Here is a 24,833-nt window from a genome sequence, read left to right as displayed (position 1 = left end):
CGGACGGGCGCCCTGCACCGACATCAGACCGCCGTCAGGGACACGTATGATGACTCGGCATCCTGGCAGGGCTTTTCCGAGCAATCAAGGGTGCAATCGAGAGATACATCAGATGACTTACGGGCGACACATACGAGACATCTGATGACTCGCTACAGTGCGGGGAGGTCTCGGCGAGGCCGCCGGCCCGTCAGGGGACGGTCAGGGGAGGAGTCGGATGTCCGCAGTCGACAAGGCGTTCCACGGCCTACGGCACATGATCGCGTCGGGGCGCCTCGGCGCGGGCGAGCGCATTCCGCCCGAAGGGCAGCTCTGTGAGGAACTGGGCGTCTCGCGGGGGTCGTTGCGCGAGGCCGTACGGATGCTCGCGGCCCTGGGCGTGATCGAGCCGCGGCACGGATCGGGCACCTACGTCTCCCAGCTCAGGCCGGAGGACGTCATCGGGAGCCTCTCGCTGACGCTTGAACTCCTGCCGCTGCCCGGCCTGTTGGAGGTGTACGAGATCCGGCGCGTGCTCGAGGCCCATGTCGCGGCCCAGGCCGCGGCGCGCTGCACTCCCGAGACCGTGAAGACGCTCTTCTCGCTCATCGAGGCCATGGAGGACACCGACGACCCCGCCAAGGCCTCCGAGCTCGACCACCGTTTCCACGCCGAGATCGCCCGGATCGGCGGCAACCCCACCCTGGCCTCGCTGCTGTCCGTCTTCCGCGCCCGCTCCCGCAAGTACCAGGTCTTCACCCTCCCCGAGGGCCCGGAGCTGCGCCGCAAGAGCGACGAGGACCATCGCAACCTGGCCACCGCCATCGCCGATCGCGACCCCGTCGCCGCGGCGGGCGCCGCGCAGGCTCACGTCGCCCAGACGGAGCGGTGGCTGCGGGCCTTCATGCCTCCGGTCGAGTCCGTGGAGTCCCTGGACGTGGAGTCCCTGGACGAGGACACGCCGGGCTGACGTCGCGGATGGGGCGATCGGTCAGTCGGCGCGTTCGGGCTCGGCAGGGCGATCAGGCTCGGCAGAGCGGCCCGTCTCGTCGGACCACACCCCCACATGGTCCGGTTCCGCTGTCAGGCGGACCCGGCCGCGCAGGCCGTAGCGCTCCACGTAGTCCTTGGGCAGTTGGAGCCGGCCCGTGCGGTCCAGGACCGTGTACTCCTCGGCGCCCGTGCCGTCGGGCGCGCGGAGCGTCTCCGTGGACGTACGGCCGTCGCGGATGCGGACCGTGCGGCGGACCTGTCCGGAGACGAGCGGGTCATGGGTGACGACGAGGACGGTGGCGCCGAACTCCTCGTTGGCGCGGCGCAGCGTGGCGAACACCTCCTCACCGCTCGCGGTGTCGAGTTCGCCCGTCGGTTCGTCGGCGAGCAGCACACGAGGAGCGTTGGCCGTGGCGACCGCGACGGCCACGCGCTGCTGTTCGCCGCCGGAGAGCTCGGCGGGACGGCGGTCCCGGCAGTACGCGACGCCCAGCACGTCGAGGAGTTCGGCGGCGCGCGCGGCCCGCTTGCCGCGCGGCACGCGCGCGTACTTCATCGGCAGCGCCACGTTCTCCAGGGCGGTCAGATACGGCAGCAGGTTGCGCCCCGTCTGCTGCCATACGAAGCCGACGGTGTGCCGGCGGTAGCCGAGCCGCTCGCGCCGTCCCATGGCGAGCAGATCGTGTCCGGCGACGCGGGCGCGGCCCGCCGTGGGCAGGTCGAGCCCGGAGAGGATGGACAGCAGCGTCGACTTGCCGGACCCGGAGGCGCCGACGAGCGCCATGCACTCGCCCTCCTCGACGACGAGGTCGAGCCCCTGGAGCGCCTGCACCTCGACCTCGTCGGTGCGGTAGACGCGTACCAGGTTGTCGCAGACGACGAGCCCGTCGTCCGCGTGCGGGCGCCTGGAGTCGCGGGCCCGCTCCTCCAGTACCCGCAGGTCGCTCGCCTGCGGCTTCTGCAGGTCACTCCCCTGAGGTTTCCGCGGGTCACTCCCGTGAGGTTCGGTCACCGTTCCTCCGTAAGGCGCAGGACGGCGCCGAGCCCGCGGCGCCGTCCGATCCAGGTCTCCACAGCGACCGCCACGACGACCAGCACGCCGAGTCCGGCGCCCAGGGCGGCGGTCAGCAGCAGGTCGGGGTGCAGGGTGGGGGCGGCGGGTCCGCCCGTGAACTCCCGCAGTTCCAGGGCGGGTCCGAGCAGCGCGGGCAGCGTCAGGCCCAGTGCGGTGCCGCCCGCCACCGCAGCCAGCACCATCGGCACCAGTTGCAGCAGGTGCAGTGCCGAGGTGGCACGGTGGCCGAGGCCGAGCGTGCGCAGGTAGGAGGCGGTGCGGCCGCGCGCCGGGGCGGACAGCATCAGTTCGAGTACGAGGGCCAGCAGGGCGAGGAGCACGGCGAGCGCGGTGCACGCGGTGTGCGCGGCCGTCAGGACGTCGATCATGCCGTCCGCGTCGGCGTCGGCCTCCTCCTCGGCGCGGATACGCAGTTCTCCGACGGCGGAGTCGGAGGTGGCTCGGGGCACGAGGGCCCGCAGCGCCTGCGCGTCAAGGCGCGGGCCGTACAGCAGCAGCGCGGTCTCCTCGAATTCGCTTGCGTCGAAGCCCCTCAGATCGCGGTTGTCGGCGAGGATCAGCTGGTCCCGGGACGTCGTCGTACTGCGGACGGGGCCGATCGCCGGGTCGCGGAGTACGTCGTCGGGGAGGCCGCCGACGACGCGCAGGCGCAGCTTCCTGCCGTGCGAGGTGATGGTGAGCAGGTCGCCCGCACGGGCCCCGGTCGCCAGGACCCGGATGTCCGGGCCGCGCCCCGGTGCGGTGAGTCCGGCGTCGTCGAGTGCGCGCGCCGCGGCCGAGCCGGGTGACAGCGCCCGCAGCTTCGCGCCGTCGACGCCGATGAGGCTCGCGATGCCGTAGCGCTCGCCGCTGGTCCCGCTCATCGGGTCGACGCGCAACTGCCGCACGCTGACGGTGTCGCGTACTCCGCGGACCCGGGTCAGCCGTTCGGCGACGTCGGGATTGCGGACCGCGCCGCGGAAGGAGGCGTCGGCGCCGACCTGCCAGGCGGCGGCCTCGCGGCGCCCGTCCGACAGAGTCCCGGCCACAAGCCCGCCGAACACCGCGCCCGCCAGCGTCACCACCAGGACGAGCAGCGCGAGCACCCGGCCCTGTGCCTCCTTCGCGGCCCGGGAGAGCGCGATGAGGGGCACGGCGCCGCGCCGCCGCGCGGACCAGCGCGCCAGGAGCCGTACCGGCAGCGGGTAGCAGCGCACCAGTACGGCGACGGTGGCGAGCCCCAGCAGCGCGGGCACCGCGGCGAGCAGGGGATCGGGCCCGGCGTCGCCCGCCGTGCCCCGGGTCCGCAGCGCGAACACACCGGCCGCGGCGAGCAGCAGTACCAGCGCCTCGGCGACGATCCGGCGGCCTGCGGCATGCCGGGTCGGCTCGTGCCGGGTGCGTACGGCGCGGTCGCGCAGGGCGTGCCAGGTGAGCGCGGGCAGCAGCAGCCAGACGAGCGCGGCGACGAGCAGCCCGTAGCGGTACGCGGGTGAGTCGCCCGGGAGCGCCCAGGTGGCGGCGAGCCCGGCCACGAGCCCGAGCAGCGCGGCGGGCGCGGTCTGTGCCGCCCGGGCCAGTGCGAGGCCTGCCGCGGAGGCGCCGCGGGCGCGCTGGAGCCGGTGGGCGGGGAGACGGCGGCGCACCGCGAGCAGCGCCGTGACGACGGCGGTGAGCAGTCCGGTGACGAGCAGGGACGCCAGCGCGAACGAGATCACGGCGCGGCCCTGGCGCCACTGTGTGCCGAACTCGGTGAGCACGTCGGGCAGCCGGGTGCTGTTCTGCAGGGTGGAGGCGTTGCGCGAGCCGATGGTGCAGAACATGCCGCCGTAGTCGGCGATATCGCCGCAGTAGACGGTCCGCGCGTCGTCCGGGTAGCGGGTGAGCAGCCGCTGGAGCTCGCGCTGTCCCTCGTCGTCGGCGAACCGTGTGGCGGTGGGCGCGTCGAGGTCGAGACGCATGCCCCAGGTGGCGGTGAGCGTGGCGTCGGCCTGGGTCTGGAGGGTGGTGACGGTGCGCGGCGCGACGAGGGCGCGGGCCTCCCAGTCGAGTCCGGAGGCGCTGCGCGGGGGATGCTGCGCAGGGCGTGCCAGCTGGGGCTGTTCGCGCCACAGCCGGCCTCCGCGCGCTGTGCCGCCGGCGTCCGCGGTGAAGAACCCGACGACGACGGCGGTGGCGTGGACGTTCTTCAACGCGCCGGGTTCGACCGGGAGTTGCTGCCCAAGGCGCAGTCGCAGCGCGTCGCGGGTGCGGGTGGAGACGGCGATCTCGACGGCCTCGCTGTCCGGGTCGGGCGGCCGTCCCTCGGCGTAGGCGGCGCGGCCCGGCGCGTCGGAGGCGTACACGAGGCCGAGGCCCACGTCCCCGGCGTCCGTCGTGGTGCGGACGAGCGGCAGTTCGACGCGGGTGGAGTCGTGCACGAGGCCGCCGTCGAAAGCGCCGGGCGCCGCGCTCTCGATCACGCCGGTGGTCGGCAGCAAGTCGTCGCCCAAGTCGCTCTCCTGGGTGTCCGGACCCACGCCGACCGCCGGTTCGAACCGCGCGCTGAGCAGGATCCCGGGCTCCGCCCGCTGCTCCTGCTCAAGGCGCGACGCGAGTGCCCGCCCGGCAAGCCGGTCGAGCAGATCGGGGCCCGCGGCGGCGACCGTGGTGAGCAGCGCCATCAGCACCAAGAGGCAGACCAACAGGGGCAGTTCGGCCTGTGCCTCGCGCAGGGCGACCGGGTCGGGCGACCGCGTCGGGCGCCTCATCGGTCCTCCCCCGCGTGCACCCCGGAGACGTCGACCGGCCGCATGGGGCGCCTCATCCGTCCTCCCCGGCACGCAGCACCCGGGCCAGATCGACCCGCCCCAGGAACCGAGCCGCCACCGTCACCACCGCACAGATCACCAGCGTCGTCGCACCCGCCGTGAGGACCACGCGCACCCAGGGCACCTCGGTGAGCAGCCCTGGGTAGACCGGCCGGCCGGTGTCGTCGACCGTGACCACCGGCATGATCACGGCGGCCAGCAAGGTGCCCAGCAGTGTGCCGAGCACCGCCGCGACGGCGGCCAGGGCCAGTTGTTCGGTCCACAGGTACGCGGCGAGCTGCCCGCGCCGCACGCCCAGTGCCCGCAGCAGCGCGAACTCCCGGGCCCTGGCCCGTGCCGAGAGTGCCGTGTGCAGCGTGAAGCCGACGACGGCGAAGGCCGGCGCGAGGACGAGGCACAGGGTGAGCGCCCCGCGTGCGCCCTGCCGCAGCGGGTCGGCGGCCAGCCGGGCCCGCGTCTGCGGCACGTCGACGGCCGTGCCGAGGCGGAAGTCGGCCCGGACGGCGCGCAGTGCCGCGGCCGCGTCCCCGTGGTCGGCGGCCACCCACCAGGCGCCGTCGGCGCCGGGCAGTGCGCCGTCGAGCACGAACTGGGCGGCCATGGCCCGGGAGTCGGCGAGCAGCCGGGGCCGGTCGCGGTCGGCGCCCGGCACGGCGTCGATCTCCCCGACGACCTTGATACGGGCGGTGCCGCCGCCCTCGCGCTGCAGCGTGACCGTGTCGCCGACGCGGGCCTCGCCGGAGTCCAGCAGCGTGCGGTCGGCGAGCGCGGGCGCGGCGGGGCGCCCCTTGGCGCGGTCGGTGCCCAGCCGCACACTCCAGGTGGGGTACTTGAGCGCGGTGTCGGGCCCGCGCAGCACCGCGTTCAGGAGCGTGCCGGGCGCCGGCCGGTCGGAGCAGAGCACGGGCCCAGGGGCGTCTCCGGGCCGCCGGGGCGGCTTGGCGCCGGGGCAGCCGGCGACGTACCGGTCAGAAGGGTCGGTGCGCACGTCGTGCCAGGCGGGGGGCTGGTTGAGGCCGGGCACGCGGTCGACGGTGAGGCGGTAGGTGCGCCGTACGGTCTCGTCGGTCATGCTCAGGCCGAGCTGGACGATGCGTACGCCCTCGCCGCGGGCCGGGACCTTGAGGCGCACGGTGCGGGCCGCGCCGTCGGTGTCCTCGAGGGTGACCTCGCTCGCGTGGGCGAGGCCGTCGGCGTCAGTGAAGTGGACGGTGAGCCGGACCGGCACGGGGGTGCCGGGCCCGTCGGCGGACAGCTTGACGCGCAACGGGAGTTCGCGCGGGGAGCCGTCGAGCGGCAGCCCGTACGCGGGGATGTTCCGGCCGAGCGGGGCGACGAGTTCGGACACCGGCCGGTCGCTGAGATCGGGGCGCAGGGCGGGGGCGGGGCCGCGCGTGGTGTCGATGCCGGTGACGGTGACCCAGCTCTGGCCGAGGTAGCCGTTCGTGTCGACGACGGGGGTGACGGCCCGGGCGCCGGGTAATGCGGCGTACGTCGTGCGCCGCTCGGCCGGCGCGAGCCGGTCGCCGGGGTCGATCCGCAGGTCGGCGCCGACCTTGAAGACCGCCTGGTCGTGGTCGCCGCGGTCCAGGATGGCGAGCGCGGTACTGCTGAGCGCCGCGACGGCCAGGGCGAGCGTCACCAGCAGCGCGGGACCGGCGTGCCGCGCGGCGCGGCGCGCGATCTGCCAGCCGCCCAGGGCCAGCACGAGCCCGGTGCCGCGCCGCGCGAGGGGCTCGGTGATCCGGGCGAGCAGCGGCAGTGCCCGCAGGGCGAGCAGCGCCGCGGCGGTGGTCATCGCGACGGGTGCCAGCACGAGTACGGGGTCGACGCCGCCGCCGGTGACCGGCGAGCGGTACTGCCGCAGCTGCAGCCAGCCGAGCACGGCGACGGCAGCCAGCGCCAGGTCGGCGCCGAGCCGCTGCGCTCCCGCGAACCTGCCCAGGCGCAGCCGTAGTCGGCGCACCGCGTGGCGGTCGCGTACGGTCCGCACGGTCGGCAGCAGCAGGGCGGTACCGTGCACCGCGACGGCGAGCAGCGCGGCCGCCCAGCCCGCCGTCAGTGTCGCCGTCGCGGGTACGTCGCCGGGGATCAGCCCGGCTCCGTCGAGCAGCCGTAGCAGCGGCCCGGCGAGGAACGGCGCGGCCAGGCCCGCGGGCACCGCGACGGCCGCCCACTGCGCCGCCGTCGACGAGGCCAGCCGCGGGGTTCCGGCGCCGCGCGCGGCCAGCAGCGCGAGTTCCGGGCGGCGGTGCTCGGCGAGTTGGCGCGCGGTGAGCACGAGCGCGGCGGCGGCCAGGGCGGCGAGCAGGGTCGCCGGGATGTAGAGGCCGGCCCGGGCCACGGCGATGGGGGCGGTCAGGTCATCGAGCGCGTCTTCGAGGGTGGATTTGGCGACGAGCTCGGTCGTGGGCGGCGTACCGCGGAACACGGAGAGCGATACGTCGCTGCCGCCGAACCGCTCGGCGCGCCCCTGCAACGGTCCGATGTCGCCGAGCCGCAGCCCGCCGGTGTCCGGCACGCCGAGCCAGAACGCGCCGGCGTCCTCGGCCAGACCGGGAGTTGCCGTCAGCGCCTCGGGCCGCACCAGCGCGACGGAGTCGGACGGGCCGAAGGTGGTGCTCAGGTTCGCCCAGACGGCCGGGCTGCGGCCGTCCGCCCGGTACAGCCCGGCCACCCGCATCCGGACCTGCGGACCGTCGTCGTGCGGCTGCACCCGCAGCTCGTCGCCCGGCCGCAGCGCGAGCTCCGCCGCGAACACTTCGCCGAGCGCGGTCTCGACTCGCCCTCCCTCGCCGGTGGCACGCGGCCAGCGGCCCGCCACCAGCCGTGCGTGCCGCTGCGTCTCCTGAAGGGCGACCACGGACACGCCGGCGTCGTCGCGCCGACGGCCGTCCGTCTCGATCACGCCCAGCTCGGCGGACCGCGTGGCAGGGACGCGTAACGCGGACCAGGTGTGATGCGGTACGCCCCCGAAGGCACGGTCCACGGCGGCGCGTACCAGACCGTCCAGTTCCCGCGCACCGCTCGGCCGGTACGGCCCGGAGACGTCGACCACGGCCTCGGGGTCACCGGCGAGCCGCCGCTGCACCCCGCCTTCGACGGCCTTCTCGCTGAGGGCCGCCAGCGCGGCCAGCACGGTCGCGGCGAGGAGCACGGCAAGCCCCGCGGCGCCCAGCACCAGTCCGTGATGACCGGTCCCACGCACCGCCGCAGGCGCACGTCTCCCGCTCAACTCCCCGGTCTCCCCCCGTAGTCCGGCACAGTATGGGTCCATCTGTTCGAGCCCCGCAATGGTTCGGACCGGCCCGATCCCCGGCAACCCATTCTGTGTTCAAGCAATTTGAGCCGAGATCAGAGAATTGGAATTCAATTGTTGATTTGCCAATCAAATCTCAGGCCATGAAATTTGTCACACCATCCCGAGCGACAGAAAGGCCCACCCATAGACGACCGGCCAATACACTGGCGCCAGTTGCCATGGTGATTCGCATACTCACACGCAGTGAGGCATCGCATGGAGAATCCCCAAGACCTTCCCTCCGTCGGGTTCACCGACGGTTTAGGCGGATCACTGGCCTTCAAACGTGATCCGCTGGCCTTTCTTTCACGCAGTCGGGAGCGGTACGGCGACATTTTCCGCTTTCGTCCGCTCGGCATACCGATGGTGATGGTCAATCACCCCGACTACATCCGCCACATACTCATCGACAAAGGCGAGCAGTACGACAAGAACGCCACGATCTTCAAGGTCGTACGCCCAGTCCTGCGCAAGGGCTTGATCGCCAATGCGGACATGGAACTGTGGCGTCGTCAACGCCGCATGATGGCACCGTATTTCACCCCGAGAACGGTGAGTTCGTTCGCCCGGAACATGACCGAGGAGACCGTGCGGATCCTGGATCGGTGGGAGCGCGCCTACTGCGACAGCAACCGTACGTTCGATGTCACCGACGAGATCGGCCGGCTCGCTCTCCGTATCGTCAACAGGTCCCTGTTCAGCGCGGATGTGAGCGAGTCGGCCCAGGGGTTCGAGCGGTCCTTCGGCATCGCCAACGCGACACTCGGCGCCTTCTTCCGTTTTCCGTTCCCGCCGTTGAGTGTGCCGACCCCCGGCCATCGCCGGCTGCGGCGGGCGATCGACGACATGGACGAGTTCGTGTCCGGATTCGTCCGGCGGCGGCTGGCGGACGATGCCGCCCCGGGCAAGGACGATGTCGCCGCAGGCGAGGAACCGGATCTGCTCACCCTGCTCCTGCACTCCGTGGACGAGGAGGACGGGAAGGGGATGGACCTCCAGCAACTCCATCACGAGGTCCTCAATATCTGCGTCGGCGCCTACGAGACCACCACCAACGCCCTGTCCTGGGCGTTCCATCTCCTCGCCCGGCATCCCGAGGCCGAGAAGAAACTGCACGCCGAGGTCGACCGGGTGCTCGGCGACCGGCTTCCGCGTTTCGAGGATCTTCCCAAGCTGACGTATACGCGCATGGTCGTCGACGAGACGCTGCGGCTCTATTCTCCGGCGTATCAGTTCATGCGCCGTGCGAGTCAGGACGACGAGATCGGCGGATACCGTATCCCGGCGGGCAGCAACATGCTGATCAACAGCTATCTTCTGCACCGCCACCCGGATTTCTGGGACGAACCGGAGCGCTTCGCACCCGAGCGGTTCAGCCCGGAGGAGACCGCCGGGCGGCCCAAGCACGCCTATATCCCGTTCGGCAGTGGACACCGCATCTGCATAGGCAAGCATTTCGCGCTGGCCGAACTCATCCTCGTACTCACCACCATCGCGCGCGGACACCGCCTGGTCATGCCCGCGGACGCCCCCGAGGTACACCCGGATCCCCTGATCACACTGCACCCCAAAGGCGGAGTGCACCTGCGCCTCGAACGTCGCTGAGAGGGGAGGCGCCTGTTCATGGACACCGATGAACCCGACATCCGAAGTCCATTTCCCCATCGGCTCAACCCCTTTGCGGAGAAGGCACGCTTTCACGTGGCCCACTGGGTACGCCACAACGGTCTGGTGCACCGGGAATCCGCGAGAGAACGCTTTGAGCGAGCCGACTTCGGCTGGTTCGCGGCGGTGGTGTATCCAACCGCCGACGCCTCGCGTCTGAATCTCATGGCGGACTGGTTCGCCTGGCTCTTCCTGGTCGACGACCAGCTCGACGACGGACGGTTCGGACGCAGTCCGGACCACGTGGGCGAGACGGTGGACCGGATGCGGGCCGTGCTCGGAGGCCACGGCCGGTGCGAGGTGGCGGACCCGCACATCCCCACCACGATCTCCTCGCTGGCCGGCCTGTGGGAGCGTACGGCCCCGCATGCCACTCCCGAGTGGCGCCGCCGCTTCGTCGGACACCTGGAGGAATGCCTCAGGACGGCGGCCGTCTGGGAAGCGGGCAACCGGATCGACGGCACCGTCCCGTCCGAGGAGACGTACATCGTCAACCGCCGCCACACCGGCGCGATCTACGTCTGCATGGACCTCATCGAGATCGTGGAACGGATCTCGGTCCCCGACTCCGTGCACCGCAGCCCCGAGTTCACGGCCGCCCTCGATGCCGCGTGCAATGTCGTCTGCTGGACCAACGACGTCCATTCGCTGGCGAAGGAACGATTACGGGGCGAAGTGCACAACCTCGTCTTCCTCGTCGAGCACCATCGCGGCCTGGACCGGCGGACCGCGCTGGACCACGTCCGTACCGCCATCGAAGAAGAGACGGGCCGATACCTCGCGGCGGAGGCGAAGCTGCTGACGGCCCACCCGGACCGAACCCGGGAACTCACTCTCTACACCGCGGGCATGCGGACCTGGATGCGCGGCAACCTCGACTGGTCGAGGCGTACGAAGCGGTACCACCCGGCCTCCGACGGCGGTGCGGAGCGACCGGAGGACTACCTCGAAACCAGGCTCATGGAGGCCGACCGATGAACATCGCCATCCGCCCCAGCACCCTCGACGTCGGGGAACTCCTGCGCCGGGCCCGTGAGTTGACCGGTCCCGTGCTCCAGAACGTGGTCGCCGGGCTGCCCGAGCCGACCCGGACAGTGGCGCGCCACCACTTCGGCTGGCGGGACACGGCCGGCCGTCCGGCGCAGGGGGACTGGGGCAAAGGGGTGCGCGGCGCCCTGGCACTGGGCAGCGCGCAGGCCTGCGGCGGACCCATGTCGCTTGCCGTGCACGCGGCCGCCGGTGTGGAACTGGTGCACAACTTCTCGCTGCTGCACGACGATCTGATGGACAACGACCACATCCGCAGGGGCCGCCCCACCGCCTGGTCCCTCTTCGGCGACGCCCAGGCGGTTCTGGCGGGCGACGCTCTGTTGGTCATGGCTCTCAAGGTGCTGATCACCGAACAGGCCTCCGAACTCACCGCGAACGCCGTCCGGGAGTTGTCCGATGCCCTGCTCGGTCTGCTCGCGGGTCAGGGCGACGATCTGGACTTCGAGAAGCGGACCGATGTCCGGCCGGACGACTGCCTGCGGATGGCCGCCGGCAAGACGGCGTCTCTGTTCACGGGCGCCTGCGCGCTGGGCGCGATCGCGGTGAGCGCCGAGCCGGACCGGGTCGGCGGGCTGCGCGCGTTCGGACACCACGTCGGCCTGGCCTTTCAGCTCAGCGACGACGTCCTGGGCATCTGGGGAGACAGCGCCATCTCCGGGAAGCCGGTGGGCGCGGATCTGCAACGGCGCAAGAAGTCGTTCCCGGTGGTCGCGGCGCTGTCCAGTGATACGCGCGCGGGACGGCAGCTGGCGGAGCTGTACGACCGTACGGAACGTCTGTCGGACGCCGGGATACGCCGGGCCACCCGCCTGATCGAGGAGGCGGGAGGACTGGAAAGGACCCGGCAGGAGATCGCACGCCGGCACGTTTTCGCCCTGGACCGACTGGCTTCGGTGTCCCCCGAGCCGGAAGGAGAACGAATGCTGAGGTCCATCGCCGACCTGGCCATGCACCGCCGGGCTTAGGTCGGCCCGGACTTCCCGCACCTCATGCTGCCCGAGCCTGGTCAGGCGGCGTCGCTTCGCACCGCGCTGACGGCCACCGTCGCGTACCGCATCGTGAAGCCGCCGCCCATCGCGTCGACGGCGGCCCCGACGCCTTCCAGCACCTCCGCCAGCTTGTCCGGCGGGAGGCGCGTGAAGGCGCCCTGGGTGGGCATCAGGTCCAGCCATTCGTCCCGGGTGTAGGACCGCTCCCAGTCGAATCGCCACTGCTCCGCGTCGCCGAACCCGCCGGCCTCCCGGATCCCGTCGGCGACCTTGGTGAGCCCTGCCTCGTACAGGTCCACTGCCGTCCTCGACGCCGCCCGGAAGTCGAACGGCGCATCGGGCATCGCTCGTTCACAGATCGCGGCGACGGCCTCCCCGAGGTCGGGCGGCAGCTGGAACACGTGCCAGAACGCCGCCAGCCGGCCGCCGGGCCGCAGCACCTCGGCCGCCTTGGCCGCTCCCGCAACCGGGTCGACCCAGTGCCATGCCTGCCCGGCGACGACCGCATCGAAAGTCCGGCCGGCCGGGTCCCAGGCTTCGAACGTCGCCACCTCGACCTCGACCCCGCCGCGTCGGGCGAAGCCGGCCATCCGCGCGTCGGGCTCGACCCCGAGCACACAGCAGCCGGCCGCCTGGAACTGGCGGGCGACGATGCCGGTGCCGGTGCCGATGTCGAGGACATCGGACCCGGGTCCTGCGGCGAGGATCCGCTCCACCAGGGCGTCGGGGTAGCGGGGCCTGGCTCGGTCATAACGCTCAGGGTCCGTGCCGAACGACTCCGCCACCTCTCGGGCCCGATGAGGCTCGCGGGCGGGCGGACGCGTCGGCTCCGACGGTACAGTGGGCATGCGCCCACTATGAGTGGGCACACGCCCACTCGTCAACGGGTGGGATCGAGCGAAGCAAAGGACATGCACGGTGCCGACAGGTGTGGCCATGCGCGACGTACGCGAGCAGCTCTTCGCCGCCGCCGAGCGCGTCCTGCTCAGGGACGGGCCGAACGCGCTGACCAGCCGTGCGGTCACCACGGAGGCGGGCTGCGCCAAGGGCGTCCTGCACCGCCACTTCGCCGACTTCGACGCCTTCCTCACCGAGCTCGTGCTGGACCGCATCGGCCGGATCGACGACCAGGCCGCCGCCCTGCGCGACTCCGCCGGAACCGGCACCGTCGCCGGCAACGTCACCGCCGCGCTGACGGACCTCTTCGGCTCGGTCGCCGTGGCGATCGTCAGCCTCATCACCTTCCGGGACGGCCTGCGCGCCCGACTGCGCCAGGCCAGGCCGGCCGGCGTCCCCGTCCTCACGGAGGCGACGGCCATGATCGCCTCCTACCTCACCGCGGAGCGCGACCGGGGCCGCATCGCGCCGGACGCCGACGTCGACACGCTCGCACTCACGCTGATCGGGGGCGGGCACCTGCTCTTCGCCGGCCGAGAGGGCACACCGCCGGAAGCCGAAGCCGTCCGCAGGGTGGTGACCACGACCATCGCCGGCGTCGTGCGGGAACCGACGCCATGAAGTCGGTGGTGCCGCCTCGTCCTTGCCGGACGGACTGGCGATCAGCCCTGCGGACGGATTGACGATCCGCTCTGCGGACGGATCGGCGATCAGCCCTGCGGCTGGACGATGTTGACCATCCACGGGATACCGAACCGGTCCGTACACATGCCGAACACATCGCCCCACATCTGCTTCTCCATGGGCACGGACACCGAGCCGCCGGCGGACAGCTTCTCCCAGTAGCCGCGCAACTCGGCGTCGTCGTCACCGCTCAGGCTCACCGAGAAGTTGTTGCCCGGAGTGTTCTCCATCCCCGGCGGGGCATCGGCGCCCATCAGGGTGAAGCCGCTCGGGGTCTCCAGCATGCCGTGCATGATCTTGTCGGCGTCCGGGCCGCCTTCCTGGCCGAATTCGCCGTACGTGTTCACCGACAGCGTGCCGCCGAACACCTCCTTGTAGAACTCCAGCGCCTGCCGGGCGTCACCGCCGAAGCTGAGATACGGGTTGAGCCGCGAAGCCATGGAAACCTCCCTGATCGGGACAATCGGTCAGATGCGCGCAGACTAGCGCCGGGCACTGACAACGGCCTGCCGAGCGCGGTCGCGGACTGCGGTTTCCCGCAGGTCAGGACTGCGGAGAACATCACCACGTCGGACGGCGACCCTCATACCGCCGCTTGATCTGCGTTTTCTAGCGTGGGGAGGAGTTCGGGGCGGTGGGCCCCGGGCGTTGGACCCACGGCTTGGAGGCCACCCCTATGCAGTTGATGAACCCGGCGCCGCCCCAGGCACCCGACGTGGCGCTGCCCCAGGAGCCCGCCGGTGGGATCGCGGGGTGGGCGGCCGACCTGGTGGACGCGATGGGCGGGCCTGGTGCGGGGCTGGCGATCGCGTTGGAGAACCTGTTCCCACCGTTGCCGAGCGAGGTGATTCTGCCGCTGACCGGGTTCGCGGCGGGGCAAGGGGTGATCAGCCTGGCCTCGGCGCTCTTCTGGACCACGTCGGGGTCCGTGCTGGGCGCACTGGTGCTGTACTGGATCGGCGTTCTGTTGGGGCGGGAACGGATACACGCGATCTGGGGGAAGCTGCCGCTGGTGAAGGCCTCGGATCTGGAACGCACGGAGGCGTGGTTCGCCAGGCACGGCACCAAGGCGGTGTTTCTGGGCAGGATGGTGCCGATCTTCCGCAGCCTGATCTCCGTACCGGCGGGAGTGGAGCGGATGCGGCTGCCGGTGTTCCTGCTGCTGACCGCGCTGGGCAGTCTGATCTGGAACTCGGTGCTGGTGATGGCCGGTTACTGGCTCGGCGACCGGTGGGACTCGGTCGAGAGCTACGTCGGGGTGCTGTCCAAGGCCGTACTCGTCGGCGTGATACTGGCCGTCACCGCCTATGTGGTGGTGCGCTTCCGGGGCCGTAACCAGGCCCGGCAGCACAGCAGTTCATGAGCGGGGACGTGCGGTACGGCACCCGCGGGCGATCTTGTTCCCGCGGCGCGGCGGGATTAGGGTCGAGTTCCGTGCAGCGGGACGAGCAGGACGAGACCGACGCCTCCTCGGGACACTCCTGGCCGCGGGTCGTCCCCGGCGTTCTCCTCGGCTGCGGCACCGCGCCGCTCGGGCTCCTCTACTTCGTCATCGTCGGCGCGGCCCTCGGCCCCTGGCTGCTGCGGCCACGCACCCGGAGCCGCGCGACCGCCGCGCTGGCCACCGGGGCCCGCCGGCTGACCGAGGTGGAGTGGACGCGCCGCTCCGTCTTCTTCGGTGACCGCTTCCCCGAGCACTACAAGGCGTCGGATCAGAAGATCCTGCGCTACCTCGCGGTCCGCAGCTCCACAGGGCTGCTGTGCACGGTCGTGGTCGGGCTGCTCGCCGTCGGCGTGCTCCTGGCCGGGGTGCTGATCGCGGCTGTGGTGCGGGGCACCGTCGGCTGGCAGGAGTTACTGATCCAGGCGCTGCTCGGCTGCGTCCTGCTGTTCCTCGACATCCAGGGGCTCTACGCGCTGGCGGCCTTGGACACCCGGCTGGCGCGCGAGTGTTTCGGGCCCTCCGAGGGCGAGTTGATGCGACGGCGGATCGACGAACTGTCCACCAGCCGGGCCGCCGTGGTCCAGGCCGTGGACGTGGAGCGCCGGCGCATCGAGCGTGATCTGCACGACGGTGTGCAGCAGCGGCTGGTGGCGCTCGCCATGCTGATCGGCCGGACCCGCCGCGGCCGTACCCGCAATCCCGAACAGGTCGACGACCTGCTGCGACAGGCGCACGAGGAGTCCCAGGACGCTCTCACCGAACTACGGGAGACGGCCTGGCGGGTCTATCCCTCCGCTCTGGACAGCCTGGGGCTGAAGGAGGCACTCGGCGGGGTCTCGGAGCGCTGCGCCGTCCCGATCCGCATGGAGTACGACGTGGCGGAGCCGCTGCCCCAACCGGTGCAGACCGCCGCGTACTTCGTGGTGTCGGAGTCCGTGACCAACGCCGCCAAGCACTCCGGTGCCACCGCCGTCTCCGTACGACTGAGCCGGTACGGCCCGATCCTCGTCGTACGGATCGAGGACAACGGCACCGGCGGGGCGGACCAGGCCGGCGGCGGGCTGACCGGGCTGCGCAGCCGGGTGGACGCGCTGGACGGCGTACTGACCATTGAAAGCCCTCTCGGGGGACCGACCGTCATTACCGCGGAGCTGCCATGCGTGTGATCCTCGCCGAGGACTCGACCCTGCTGCGGGAGGGCCTGGTGCGGCTGCTCGCCGAGGAGGGCCATGAGGTCCTGGCGGCGGTCGGCGACGCGGTCGCCCTGCTGCGGGAGGTCGAGGAGCACAAGCCGGACACAGTCGTCGTCGACATCCGGATGCCACCGACCCACACCGATGAGGGGCTGCGGGCCGCAGTGGAGATCCGCGAGCGTTGGCCCATGATCGGCGTGCTGGTCCTGTCTCAATACGTGGAGCGCAACTACGCCGCCCAGTTGCTGGCGTCCAACGCGGAGCGGGTCGGCTACCTGCTCAAGGACCGGGTGGGGCAGGTCGAGGAGTTCCTGGACGCGCTGGAGCGAATCCACGCGGGCGGCGCGGCCATCGACTCGGAAGTGGTGCGGCAGTTGGTGATCCGCACCACCCACGGCGATCCGCTGACCCGGCTCACCCCGCGCGAGCGCGAGGTGCTCGAGACGCTGGCGCAGGGGCACACCAACGCGGCGATCGCGCGGAAGCTGCACATCTCGCTGAGCGCGGTGGAGAAGAACCTCAACACGATCTTCGACAAGCTGGACCTGTCGCACACCACCGGCTACAGCCGCCGGATCCTGGCGGTCCTGCGCTATCTCGAGTCCTGACCCCCGCCACGCGCACTGCCGTCCTCCCTCATCCTTGCTCCCCACCGTCCCCCTTCCCTCTTCTCCCTTCTCCCTTCTCCCTGTAAGGAGCCCTGTGACCGACCAGCCCCGGCTCGACCAGAACCCCACCGCCCCGGCGCCCCTGTCCAGCTCCAGTGCCAGTGCCGCGCCCGGCGTGCTGCCTCAGTTCACCGATCCGCCTTCCTCACGCCGTCGCCGCCGCTATGCCATCGCGGGAACGGGACACCGGGCGGGGATGTACGTGGGTGCGCTGACGGGCGAGCACGCGGACGTGGGCGAGTTGGTCGCCTGGCTCGATCCCAACCCCGCACGCATGGCCTGGTACGACGGCGAGGCCGGCCGTGCGCTGGGGCTCCCGGGTGCGGCCGGTCTGCCGCAGTACGGACCTGACGGACTGGAAACCATGCTGGGTGAGCAGGCCGTCGATGTCCTCATCGTCACGAGCGTGGACCGCACCCACGCGGAACTCGTCGACCGTGCCCTGCGCGCGGGCGCCGACGTCATCGTGGAGAAGCCGCTGACGACGGACGTCGAGGGCTGCCGGCTCATCAGCCGCGCCATCGCCGAGACGGGCCGCGATGTCATAGTCACCTTCAACTACCGCTACGCACCCCGGAATTCGACACTCAGGCAGGTCATCGACTCCGGCGTCATCGGTGACGTCACCGGCGTGCACTTCGAGTGGGTCCTGGACACGGTCCACGGAGCGGACTACTTCCGCCGCTGGCACCGCGACAAGGCCAACTCCGGCGGGCTGCTCGTGCACAAGGCCAGCCATCACTTCGACCTGGTCAACTGGTGGATCGCCGATGAGCCGGTGCGCGTGTTCGCCTCGGGCGGGCTGCGGTTCTACGGGGACAAGAACGCCGCCGAGCGAGGGCAGAGCGACCGCCCCGACCGCGGTACGGGCACGTCCGGCGGCCCCTTCTCCCTGGACCTGCGCGCCGATCCCCGTCTCGATGCCCTCTACCTCCAGGCCGAGCACCACGACGGGTACCGCCGCGACCAGGACCCCTTCGCGCCCGGAGTCACCATCGAGGACAACATGGCCGTCCTCGTCGACTACCGCCGGGGGGCGACGCTCACGTACTCGCTGAACGCGCACAGCCCCTGGGAGGGCTACCGCGTCAGCGTCAACGGAACGGCGGGCCGGGCCGAACTGACCGTCGTCGAGCGCGGTTTCGTGCAACTGGACGACCAGGGCAACGCCGTACTCGACCCTTCCGCCTCCGAGGTCGACGCGCCCCCGGACGACGTGCGGCCGGAGCGGGACACCCTCGTGGTGCAGCGCCACTGGCAGCGGCCGGAGGAGGTGCGCATTCCCGACGGCATCGGCGGACACGGCGGAGGAGACGCCATCCTGCTCATGGAAGCCTTCCGGCGTGACCTGCTGGTCGCACCTGATCCGCTGCGCCGGGCCGCCGACTACGCCGACGGCCTGCGTGCCGTCGCGGTCGGCATCGCTGCCAACCAGTCACTGGTGACAGGTCAGCCCGTGCACATCGCCGACCTGGACCTGAACGCCCGCGGCGACGGACGGATCGCGTGAGGGAATCGGGGCCAGTGCCGCGCCCCTTTTAGGGGCGCGGGACTGTATCAATTTGCGGCTCCGCCGCGTGGGCGCGACCAGCCACGACCGACCCGCACCGTGGAGCAAGCCCGCACAAGTGCACGTCGCCGGGGTGTCGAAGGAGGCGTCGGCTCAGTCCGGCAGCCCCCACGGCTTCGCGTCCCCGACGGCCGGTACGTCACGCGGACCCAGGTCCGGGGCGGTGCCGCGCGGGAGGACGATGGCCGTCTCGTCCCGGCCCAGCGGGATCTCGATGCGGCCGGGCGCGGTCTCCCGGTACCGCAGCCGCCGCCCACGCGCGTCCCGTACGTCGATCGCGCCCTCGATGCCGTGCCCCAGCACGAGCGGCGCGCCCGCCTCGCTGTGCACCCGCACCCACCTGGTCCGGCCGCCCGAGCGGTCCGCGTCCACCAGGAACGCGCCCTGGGTGCGCAGGCCCTGGACGGAGGCGTCGGGCCAGCGGCGGGACATGGAGGGGAAGACCCGTACCACCCCGCCATGGCTCTGCACGGCCGTGTCGAGAACCGACTGGGCCGCCGACAGCGGGCTCTCGATGGCCAGGTTCCCACCCTCCACGTACATCGTGTTGGGGGTCATCCAGGCGTTGTTGATGACCTTGCCGTCGGTGAAGAAGGTCAGGAAGTCGAGGGCCTCCTCGGGCCGTTCCATGAGGGAGGCCATCGAGGAGGCGGCGGCGTAGCTGTAACCGGCCCACAGCCTCCGGTCCTTGACCCAGTGGTCGAAGGTCGTGCGCATGATGTCCCGGTCGGCCGGGCGGTCCCAGTTCAGCTCGTGCAGCGGGTACAGCCACAGCATGTGCGAGAAGTGCCGGTGGGACTCGGTGAGCGGCTTCTCCGCGCCGATGATGACGCCGGTCGCGTCACGCGGGTAGTCCACCAGGCGCTGGAGGATCTCGCGCCAGCGCGCGGCGCGCGGATGGTCCGTACGCAGAACGCGCAGGCAGTCGAGGAGAGTTGCGCAGCCCCAGCGGATCAGGGAGAGGTCGTACGTGCAGTCGGTGGCGTCGGCCCACTCGGGCGACCGGGTGAGCGGCAGATGCAGCTTTCCGTCGCTGCCCTCATGCAGGAAGTGGTCGTAGAAGTTCACCGCCTTGACCAGGATCGGGAAGAGGACGTCGCGCACGATCGACACGTCCATGGTGTGGCGGTAGCTGAGCCAGACGTTGTGCATGGCCCACATGAGATTGCCGTTGTTGTCGGTCTTGGTGGAGGTGCCGGGGATGCCGACGGTCTTGGCGCCGGGGCGGAGCTTCCAGTCGGAGGGGTGGGCCAGGGCGTAGGTCTGGCCGTCCTGGTACTCGGGCGGGACGGAGAGCGGCAGGTGCTTCTCGAAGTTCTTGAAGGTAGAGGTGACGGAGTCGAGTTCGAGGTGATCGGACCCCTGGATCAGCCAGGTGGCTATCTGGACGTTGAGGTTCCACCAGACGGCGGTCCAACTCCCGCCGGTCTCCGGGTACCACGGTCCCCACTCGGACATCGACGGGCCGCCGGTCCGGGTGGCGCAGGCGGCCTTGTAGAGCTGGATCCAGTAGAAGTCCTGGATGCGTTTGTCGGGTACCGACAGCAGGCTGCGCCGGTAGAAGCGGTGCCACCAGGCGCGGTGGTCGCGCACCAGTCGGTCCGGGTCCATGGACAGGGTGCGGGCCACTTCGGCGACGGCCAGTTCCGTCGTGCGCGACAGGTCCTCGGGGAAGCGGTAGACGATGTGCGCGGCCAGCAACCTGCCGGTGCCGACGCGCCGTTCGCGCCAGGCGGTGGTCCATCCGCCGCCGGCGATCAGCGGCTGCTCCACGTACCTGGTGGCCCCGGCGTCTCCGGCGGAGCCGGTGCGGGGGTCGGGGTTTCCCGTGTAGTCGGCGGGTTTGTCCTTCGTACGCGGTGAGGTCGCGGGCATCCATGTGAACGACCAGGCCGCCTCTTCCTCGCCCGCGCTGGGCCGGGTGGAGATCAGCAGGGCGGTACGGGCGTTGTGCACCAGCATCGTGAAGCGGACGCTGCCCCGGGTGGTGGTGACGATGGCGCGCAGCTCGGCGTCCCAGAGGTCGAGGGTCCAGTCGACGCCGGTCACCTCGCCGGCGAGCGTGAGGTCGAAATGTCCTATGGGCAACCGGGAAAAGCCGTACGGGGCGCGCCACTGCGGTCGCTGGTCCTGCACCTGGTTGTGGCTGACCATGACTTTCACGGAGTTGGCCGTCGCACCTCGGTAGACCTGCACTCCGAGCAGGCCGTTGCCGAGGAAGGGGCCGTCCTTCCAGTCGCCGGGCATCCGCCGCCACCGCAGAGCGGCGGCCCTGGCCATCCGTTCGTGCAGGTCCTTCGCCGCGTCCGGCTCCCCGGACGCCGCCCAGACGGTGCCGGACCCGGCTGACCAGCCACCGGCGGCGACCGCGGCCGCCGTGCCGATCACACCTCTTCGAGAAATCCCGTTCCCTGGTGTCGCGGTCACGTAGGTGCCTCCCATTTCTGTTTGTGAACCACCCGCATGGTGCAGGGCGTTCGGCGACAGGGGAAGACCTCCGACGTATCGGAAATCGGAGGGATCCGTATCCGCAGGTGAGCTGCGGATGCCCGGCTGCATCCGACCGACGGAGGGGCCGATCCGCCCGATGTCTGCGCGGCCGTGGGCAGGCAAGTCCCGGGTCGTCTGGCACAAACCTGTCGTGTACGCACGCGTATGGATCGGCATCACTGGCGTATGTGCAACGCGGCCGCACCACTGGTTGAATCGCACGGAACCATGAGGAAAAGCCAAGCCAACGCCTACCAGTTACTCGCCCGAACCGAGGAAGTCTTTCCGGCCCGGCGCAATCCGGACGAATCTCGGATCAGCCCCCGAATGGAATCGTTCGACAACTGGCTGCGAATGCACCGCGACCAGCCTCCGGCCACTATGCGCTCCGCTATGCTCGGCCCCGTTCAAGGTTCAAGCGAACAACGACCGGCGTGGGACCGAACCGCCGGGAAGGAAGCGTGAGAGAGCGCGTGATATCGGGAGACGGCGATCACCAGGCGGCGACGCATTCGCCACGCGGCTCAGGACGGCTGATCGCCGGTCGGTATCTACTCCACGACATTCTGGGCAGAGGCGGCATGGGCACGGTCTGGCGCGCCCACGACCAGTTGCTGGACCGTCCGGTCGCGGCCAAGGAACTGCATATCCTCACCCACGGCGACGAGGAGCACCGCATACGGTTGCGCCGCGCGATACGTGAGGCGCGCGCGGTCGCCCGGGTGCCGCACCCGCATGTGGTGGGCATCCACGACCTCGTCGAGTCCGAGGACCGGCTGTGGATCGTCATGGAACTCGTCGAGGGGCCGTCACTCGCCCACCAGATCGCCGAGACCGGACCGCTCACCCCGCAGCACGCCGCCGCCCTGGGGCTGCAACTGCTCGACGCGCTGGAGGCCGTACACGCGGCCGGCACCCTGCATCGCGACGTCAAACCCGCCAACGTCCTGCTGCGTCGCGACGGCAACGCCGTCCTCACCGACTTCGGCATCGCGGCCCTGGACGACGGCGAGTTCCTGACGACCACCGGCGAACTGGTCGGCTCCCTCGAGTTCATGGCGCCCGAGCGGGTGATGGGATCGCAGGTCGGCCCGGCCTCCGACCTGTGGTCACTGGGCGCGACCCTCGCCACGGTCTGCGGCGAGCAGTCCCCGTTCCGCAGGCCCGCGCGGCCCGCGACGCTGCACGCGGTGGCGTACGAGGAACCCGTCCTGTCGCAGCGGCTCGGCCCGCTGCGCCCGCTCGTCGAGGCACTGCTGCGCAAGTCCCCGGACGAGCGCCCTTCGGCGGCGGATACGCGTTCCGCACTGTGGCGCGTCGCGGCAGGGCAGGCGGACGCCGGGCCACTGCCGTCGCCGGCCATGGGCGCAGTCCGGACCGCGGCCCCGCTGCCCGACGCGGACACGGTGACCAGTGGCCGGCAGGGGTTCGTCCCGGCCGGGCAGACCGCGCCGACGGCGCTGCACACCACGTCACTCAAGCCCGCGCACCAGCAGTCGTCCCGATCGAGGGGCCCCAAGCGGCTGTTATGGGCCATGGCAGGTACGGCGGTGCTGGCGGCCGGCGTCGGCGGCGGGCTCTTCCTCACCGGGGTGCTCCCCCTCAAGGAGGACCCGACGACGACCACCACCAGTCGGGTTGTCCAGTCCACCACCGGCTGGCAGGGGGTGTCCGGGGTGTCCGTCCAGCGGGGAGACCGGGTCAGCGTACGGTTCGCTTCGGGAGAGTGGACGGTCGACTTCCGGAACATCCCCGTGACCGGGCCGGCCGGTTACAACGCGGAGATCGACAGGTCGCTGGACGGGGCGAAGGACTGCAAGATCAAGCCCACGGCGCCGTTCGGCACCCTGCTGGCGCGCCTCGCGGGTGGGCAGAACTCTCCTGTCCACGTCGTCGGACGGAGCCTGACGTTCCAGGCGGCCAGGAACGGCACCCTGCAACTGTCGATCAACGACGGCGAGGGCTGCCTCCAGGACAACAGGGGCACGCTGACCGTGCAGGTGAGCGTCACGCATCAACCTTGATGGGCGGCCGGCGCGGCGGGTGCGCGTTCCACCTGACGCCGGGAAGGGGGGCCCGAATGATCACGGATCCGACGATCATCCGGATCGGTCAGGCCGTGCAGCTCGGCCACAGCGGCGAGCGGGAGGCCGCTCGCCGCCGGTTCGCAGAGATCTGGGACGAGATCGGCGGCGAGCACGGGGATCCCCTGCAGCGTTGCACGCTCGCGCACGCGATGGCCGATGTGCAGGACGACGTGCACGAGGAGCTGATCTGGGACCAGCGAGCGCTGGCGGCCGCCGACCTGATCACCGACGCGCGGGTCGCGCAGGCCGGGGTGTCCCTACCGGTGGCCGGCCTGTACCCCTCGCTGCATCTGAACTTGAGCGAGTGCTATCGCAAGCTGGGCGATCTCGATCGTGCTCGTGAGCACCTCCAGCGCGCGCAGGAAACGATCGGCGCGCTTGGCGATGACGGATACGGGCAGCTGATCAGGGACGGCCTGGAGCAGGTGGCTGAACGGCTGCGCTGATGGTGCGGAGCGCTTGGGCGGTGCGGGACGCCTGGGCGGCGACGCCGGGGATGCTCGAGGTGATGAACGAGCCCCCTCCGGTCAGGTCTCCGACCACATGCACGCGCGGGTCGGCGGGGATCAGCCCGCCGGACGGGTGGAGTGTGGCCAGGCCGGCGCTCACCAGGGACCGGACCAGGTGCCGGGCCGCGGCCGGGACCGCTTGCGGTGGCGGGTTCACGGCGTTGACGACGATCTCCGCGGTGCGTTCGCCGTCGTCGTCCCGTACCCGGAACCACCCGTTCACCGGCTCGATCGCGTGGACGCCGCGCGTGACGGCGAGCTGACCGGAATCCAGGAGCCGCATCAGGACGGACGCGTTCACCGGAACCATGGGCGAGGCCACGCTGGTGGCCGTGCGGAGGTGGCGCCGCAGCCACGCGCGGTCGGCTTCGGGCAGCAGCCGCCACACGTACGGCCCGACGGTGTGCGCCGTCTCCTGCAGTACGCGGCGGCCGATCCGGGGGTCGTCGACGGCGGCGATCTGCCGCCGGAGCCGCTGGACCGGGTCCTCGGCCTCGGTGCCCCGCAGCTCGGCCGCGAGCTCGTCGAAGTCCTCCCCCGCGTCGGCCAGTTCCCTGCGCAGCAGCCCGACGAGGTCGTCGAGCGTGACGTTCCCCCGTGCCTGGTGCAGCCCCGCCACGCGTTCGGCGGTCACGTGCCGCGGGCGCCGGTCGTCCGGGCGCTGCCAGACGTGCGGCAGCACTCCGCTGCGCGAGAGGAGCGTGATCCGCCCCTGATGCCCGCGCGCGGCGAGCGACACGACGACGTCCACGGCGGTCAGGCCGCTGCCGATGATCGCCACATCGCCCCCGGCCGGAACGTGGTCGAGCGTGTCGGCGAGCGGATAGGGATCGGTCGTGAAGCCCGGGAACTCGTCGAGGCCGTACGGATCTGGGGGTGTTCCTCCGCCCACGCACAGCGCCACGTGGGTGGCCTCGTGCTCTTGTGTGTCGTACGGGTCATGTGTGTCGTGCGTACGCAGGACGAGTCGGGCTCCGGAGCGGACGACCTCGGTCACGCGGGCGGCCACGACGCGTACGAGCCGGCCCTGCTCGCCCAGGGCCGCGATGGCCTTCTCGGCGGTGTGCGCCAGATACTCGCCGTAGAGTGCGCGCGGGACCAGCGGCAGGCCCAGGAGCTCGTCGATGTGGTCGGCGCCTCGATCTCCCAGCCAGGCCGCATAGTGGCCGAAGTCGCTGTTCCGGATGGACATGATGGCGGGTGGCGCGTTCACCAGCACCGAATCCAGGTCAGGGCCGTACGGCCGCCCCCTCCAGAGCTGCGGTGACGGCTCGAAGACTGTGATCGTGCCGGTCTCGCCCACGGCGGGCTCGCCCTCCGTGGCGGCCAGCGCGTCCAGCAGGCCGACCGCTGCCGCGCCCCCTCCGACAATCGCGATGTCCATGATCTCCCTCTCCGGTGGTCGTGTGTCATCGACCTTCGCCAACTCCGCCGGAGAGCCCCATCCCCC

Annotated in this window: 18 protein-coding genes; 11 read left to right on the top strand and 7 right to left on the bottom strand. The window is 71.3% G+C overall.

Features of this window, described 5'->3' with window-relative positions:
- The first annotated feature begins 217 nt into the window (after positions 1-217).
- Positions 218-949: a FadR/GntR family transcriptional regulator gene (locus G5C60_RS01025; RefSeq protein ID WP_165254222.1), complete on the top strand. Its 732-nt coding sequence runs from the start codon at positions 218-220 to the stop codon at positions 947-949.
- Positions 950-970: 21 nt separating this feature from the next.
- Here the strand turns inward: G5C60_RS01025 and G5C60_RS01020 are convergent, their stop codons facing one another.
- From G5C60_RS01020 to G5C60_RS01010, 3 genes are read right to left on the bottom strand one after another with little or no spacing between them, the layout of a single operon-like run.
- Positions 971-1,936, bottom strand: coding sequence for an ABC transporter ATP-binding protein (locus G5C60_RS01020; protein WP_165254279.1), 966 nt, complete (start codon positions 1,934-1,936; stop codon positions 971-973).
- A gap of 44 nt (positions 1,937-1,980) precedes the next feature.
- Positions 1,981-4,776, bottom strand: a complete 2,796-nt coding sequence (locus G5C60_RS01015; protein WP_165254221.1) for a hypothetical protein — start codon at positions 4,774-4,776, stop codon at positions 1,981-1,983.
- Positions 4,777-4,828: 52 nt separating this feature from the next.
- Entirely contained in the window at positions 4,829-8,071 is a 3,243-nt protein-coding gene (locus tag G5C60_RS01010; protein WP_241266387.1) for an FtsX-like permease family protein, read from the bottom strand.
- 282 nt (positions 8,072-8,353) lie between these two features.
- On the opposite strand from G5C60_RS01010, the gene G5C60_RS01005 reads away from it, so the two are divergent.
- Genes G5C60_RS01005 through G5C60_RS00995 form a run of 3 tightly spaced genes read left to right on the top strand, consistent with a single transcriptional unit; the run spans position 8,354 to position 11,817 of the window.
- Positions 8,354-9,742, top strand: coding sequence for a cytochrome P450 (locus G5C60_RS01005; protein WP_165254219.1), 1,389 nt, complete (start codon positions 8,354-8,356; stop codon positions 9,740-9,742).
- An 18-nt stretch (positions 9,743-9,760) separates the two neighbouring features.
- Positions 9,761-10,780, top strand: a complete 1,020-nt coding sequence (locus G5C60_RS01000; protein WP_165254218.1) for a terpene synthase family protein — start codon at positions 9,761-9,763, stop codon at positions 10,778-10,780.
- Positions 10,777-11,817 carry a polyprenyl synthetase family protein gene (locus G5C60_RS00995; protein ID WP_165254217.1) on the top strand — a complete coding sequence of 347 codons (1,041 nt, stop codon included), beginning with the start codon at positions 10,777-10,779 and terminating at the stop codon, positions 11,815-11,817. Before G5C60_RS01000 ends, G5C60_RS00995 begins: the two co-directional genes overlap by 4 nt.
- A gap of 41 nt (positions 11,818-11,858) precedes the next feature.
- Here the strand turns inward: G5C60_RS00995 and G5C60_RS00990 are convergent, their stop codons facing one another.
- Entirely contained in the window at positions 11,859-12,689 is an 831-nt protein-coding gene (locus G5C60_RS00990; protein ID WP_165254216.1) for a class I SAM-dependent methyltransferase, read from the bottom strand.
- A 70-nt stretch (positions 12,690-12,759) separates the two neighbouring features.
- Here G5C60_RS00990 and G5C60_RS00985 point away from each other — a divergent pair, with 70 nt between their 5' ends.
- The gene (locus G5C60_RS00985; RefSeq protein ID WP_165254215.1) at positions 12,760-13,359 is read left to right on the top strand and encodes a TetR family transcriptional regulator; all 600 of its coding nucleotides are present in this window, start codon (positions 12,760-12,762) and stop codon (positions 13,357-13,359) included.
- 89 nt (positions 13,360-13,448) lie between these two features.
- Here G5C60_RS00985 and G5C60_RS00980 read toward each other — a convergent pair whose 3' ends face one another.
- Positions 13,449-13,862, bottom strand: a complete 414-nt coding sequence (locus tag G5C60_RS00980) for a VOC family protein (RefSeq protein ID WP_165254214.1) — start codon at positions 13,860-13,862, stop codon at positions 13,449-13,451.
- Positions 13,863-14,098: 236 nt separating this feature from the next.
- On the opposite strand from G5C60_RS00980, the gene G5C60_RS00975 reads away from it, so the two are divergent.
- From G5C60_RS00975 to G5C60_RS00960, 4 genes are all read left to right on the top strand, one after another.
- Positions 14,099-14,785: a DedA family protein gene (locus G5C60_RS00975; RefSeq protein ID WP_165254213.1), complete on the top strand. Its 687-nt coding sequence runs from the start codon at positions 14,099-14,101 to the stop codon at positions 14,783-14,785.
- A gap of 71 nt (positions 14,786-14,856) precedes the next feature.
- The gene (locus G5C60_RS00970; RefSeq protein ID WP_338145637.1) at positions 14,857-16,032 is read left to right on the top strand and encodes a sensor histidine kinase; all 1,176 of its coding nucleotides are present in this window, start codon (positions 14,857-14,859) and stop codon (positions 16,030-16,032) included.
- Positions 16,023-16,667 carry a response regulator gene (locus G5C60_RS00965; RefSeq protein ID WP_165254211.1) on the top strand — a complete coding sequence of 215 codons (645 nt, stop codon included), beginning with the start codon at positions 16,023-16,025 and terminating at the stop codon, positions 16,665-16,667. Before G5C60_RS00970 ends, G5C60_RS00965 begins: the two co-directional genes overlap by 10 nt.
- A 94-nt stretch (positions 16,668-16,761) precedes the next feature.
- Positions 16,762-18,237, top strand: coding sequence for a Gfo/Idh/MocA family oxidoreductase (locus G5C60_RS00960; RefSeq protein ID WP_165254210.1), 1,476 nt, complete (start codon positions 16,762-16,764; stop codon positions 18,235-18,237).
- 153 nt (positions 18,238-18,390) lie between these two features.
- On the opposite strand, the gene G5C60_RS00955 is transcribed toward G5C60_RS00960, so the two are convergent.
- Positions 18,391-20,724 carry a glycosyl hydrolase family 95 catalytic domain-containing protein gene (locus G5C60_RS00955; protein ID WP_338145636.1) on the bottom strand — a complete coding sequence of 778 codons (2,334 nt, stop codon included), beginning with the start codon at positions 20,722-20,724 and terminating at the stop codon, positions 18,391-18,393.
- Positions 20,725-21,248: 524 nt separating this feature from the next.
- Here G5C60_RS00955 and G5C60_RS00950 point away from each other — a divergent pair.
- A complete protein-coding gene (locus G5C60_RS00950; RefSeq protein WP_165254208.1) occupies positions 21,249-22,811 on the top strand; it encodes a protein kinase domain-containing protein in 1,563 nt (520 codons plus the stop codon).
- Positions 22,812-22,867: 56 nt separating this feature from the next.
- Complete coding sequence (locus G5C60_RS00945; RefSeq protein WP_165254207.1) at positions 22,868-23,320, top strand: tetratricopeptide repeat protein; 453 nt, start codon at positions 22,868-22,870, stop codon at positions 23,318-23,320.
- Here G5C60_RS00945 and G5C60_RS00940 read toward each other — a convergent pair.
- The gene (locus tag G5C60_RS00940; protein ID WP_165254206.1) at positions 23,280-24,767 is read right to left on the bottom strand and encodes an FAD/NAD(P)-binding protein; all 1,488 of its coding nucleotides are present in this window, start codon (positions 24,765-24,767) and stop codon (positions 23,280-23,282) included. The two genes, G5C60_RS00945 and G5C60_RS00940, sit on opposite strands and share 41 nt — an antisense overlap.
- Between the last annotated feature and the right edge of the window lie 66 nt (positions 24,768-24,833).

It is taken from the genome of Streptomyces scabichelini (assembly GCF_011045015.1).
GTDB classification, from domain to species: Bacteria; Actinomycetota; Actinomycetes; order Streptomycetales; family Streptomycetaceae; genus Streptomyces; species Streptomyces scabichelini.
Note: the sequence above shows the minus strand (reverse complement) of the source record. Positions and strands in the feature narration are given on the sequence as shown.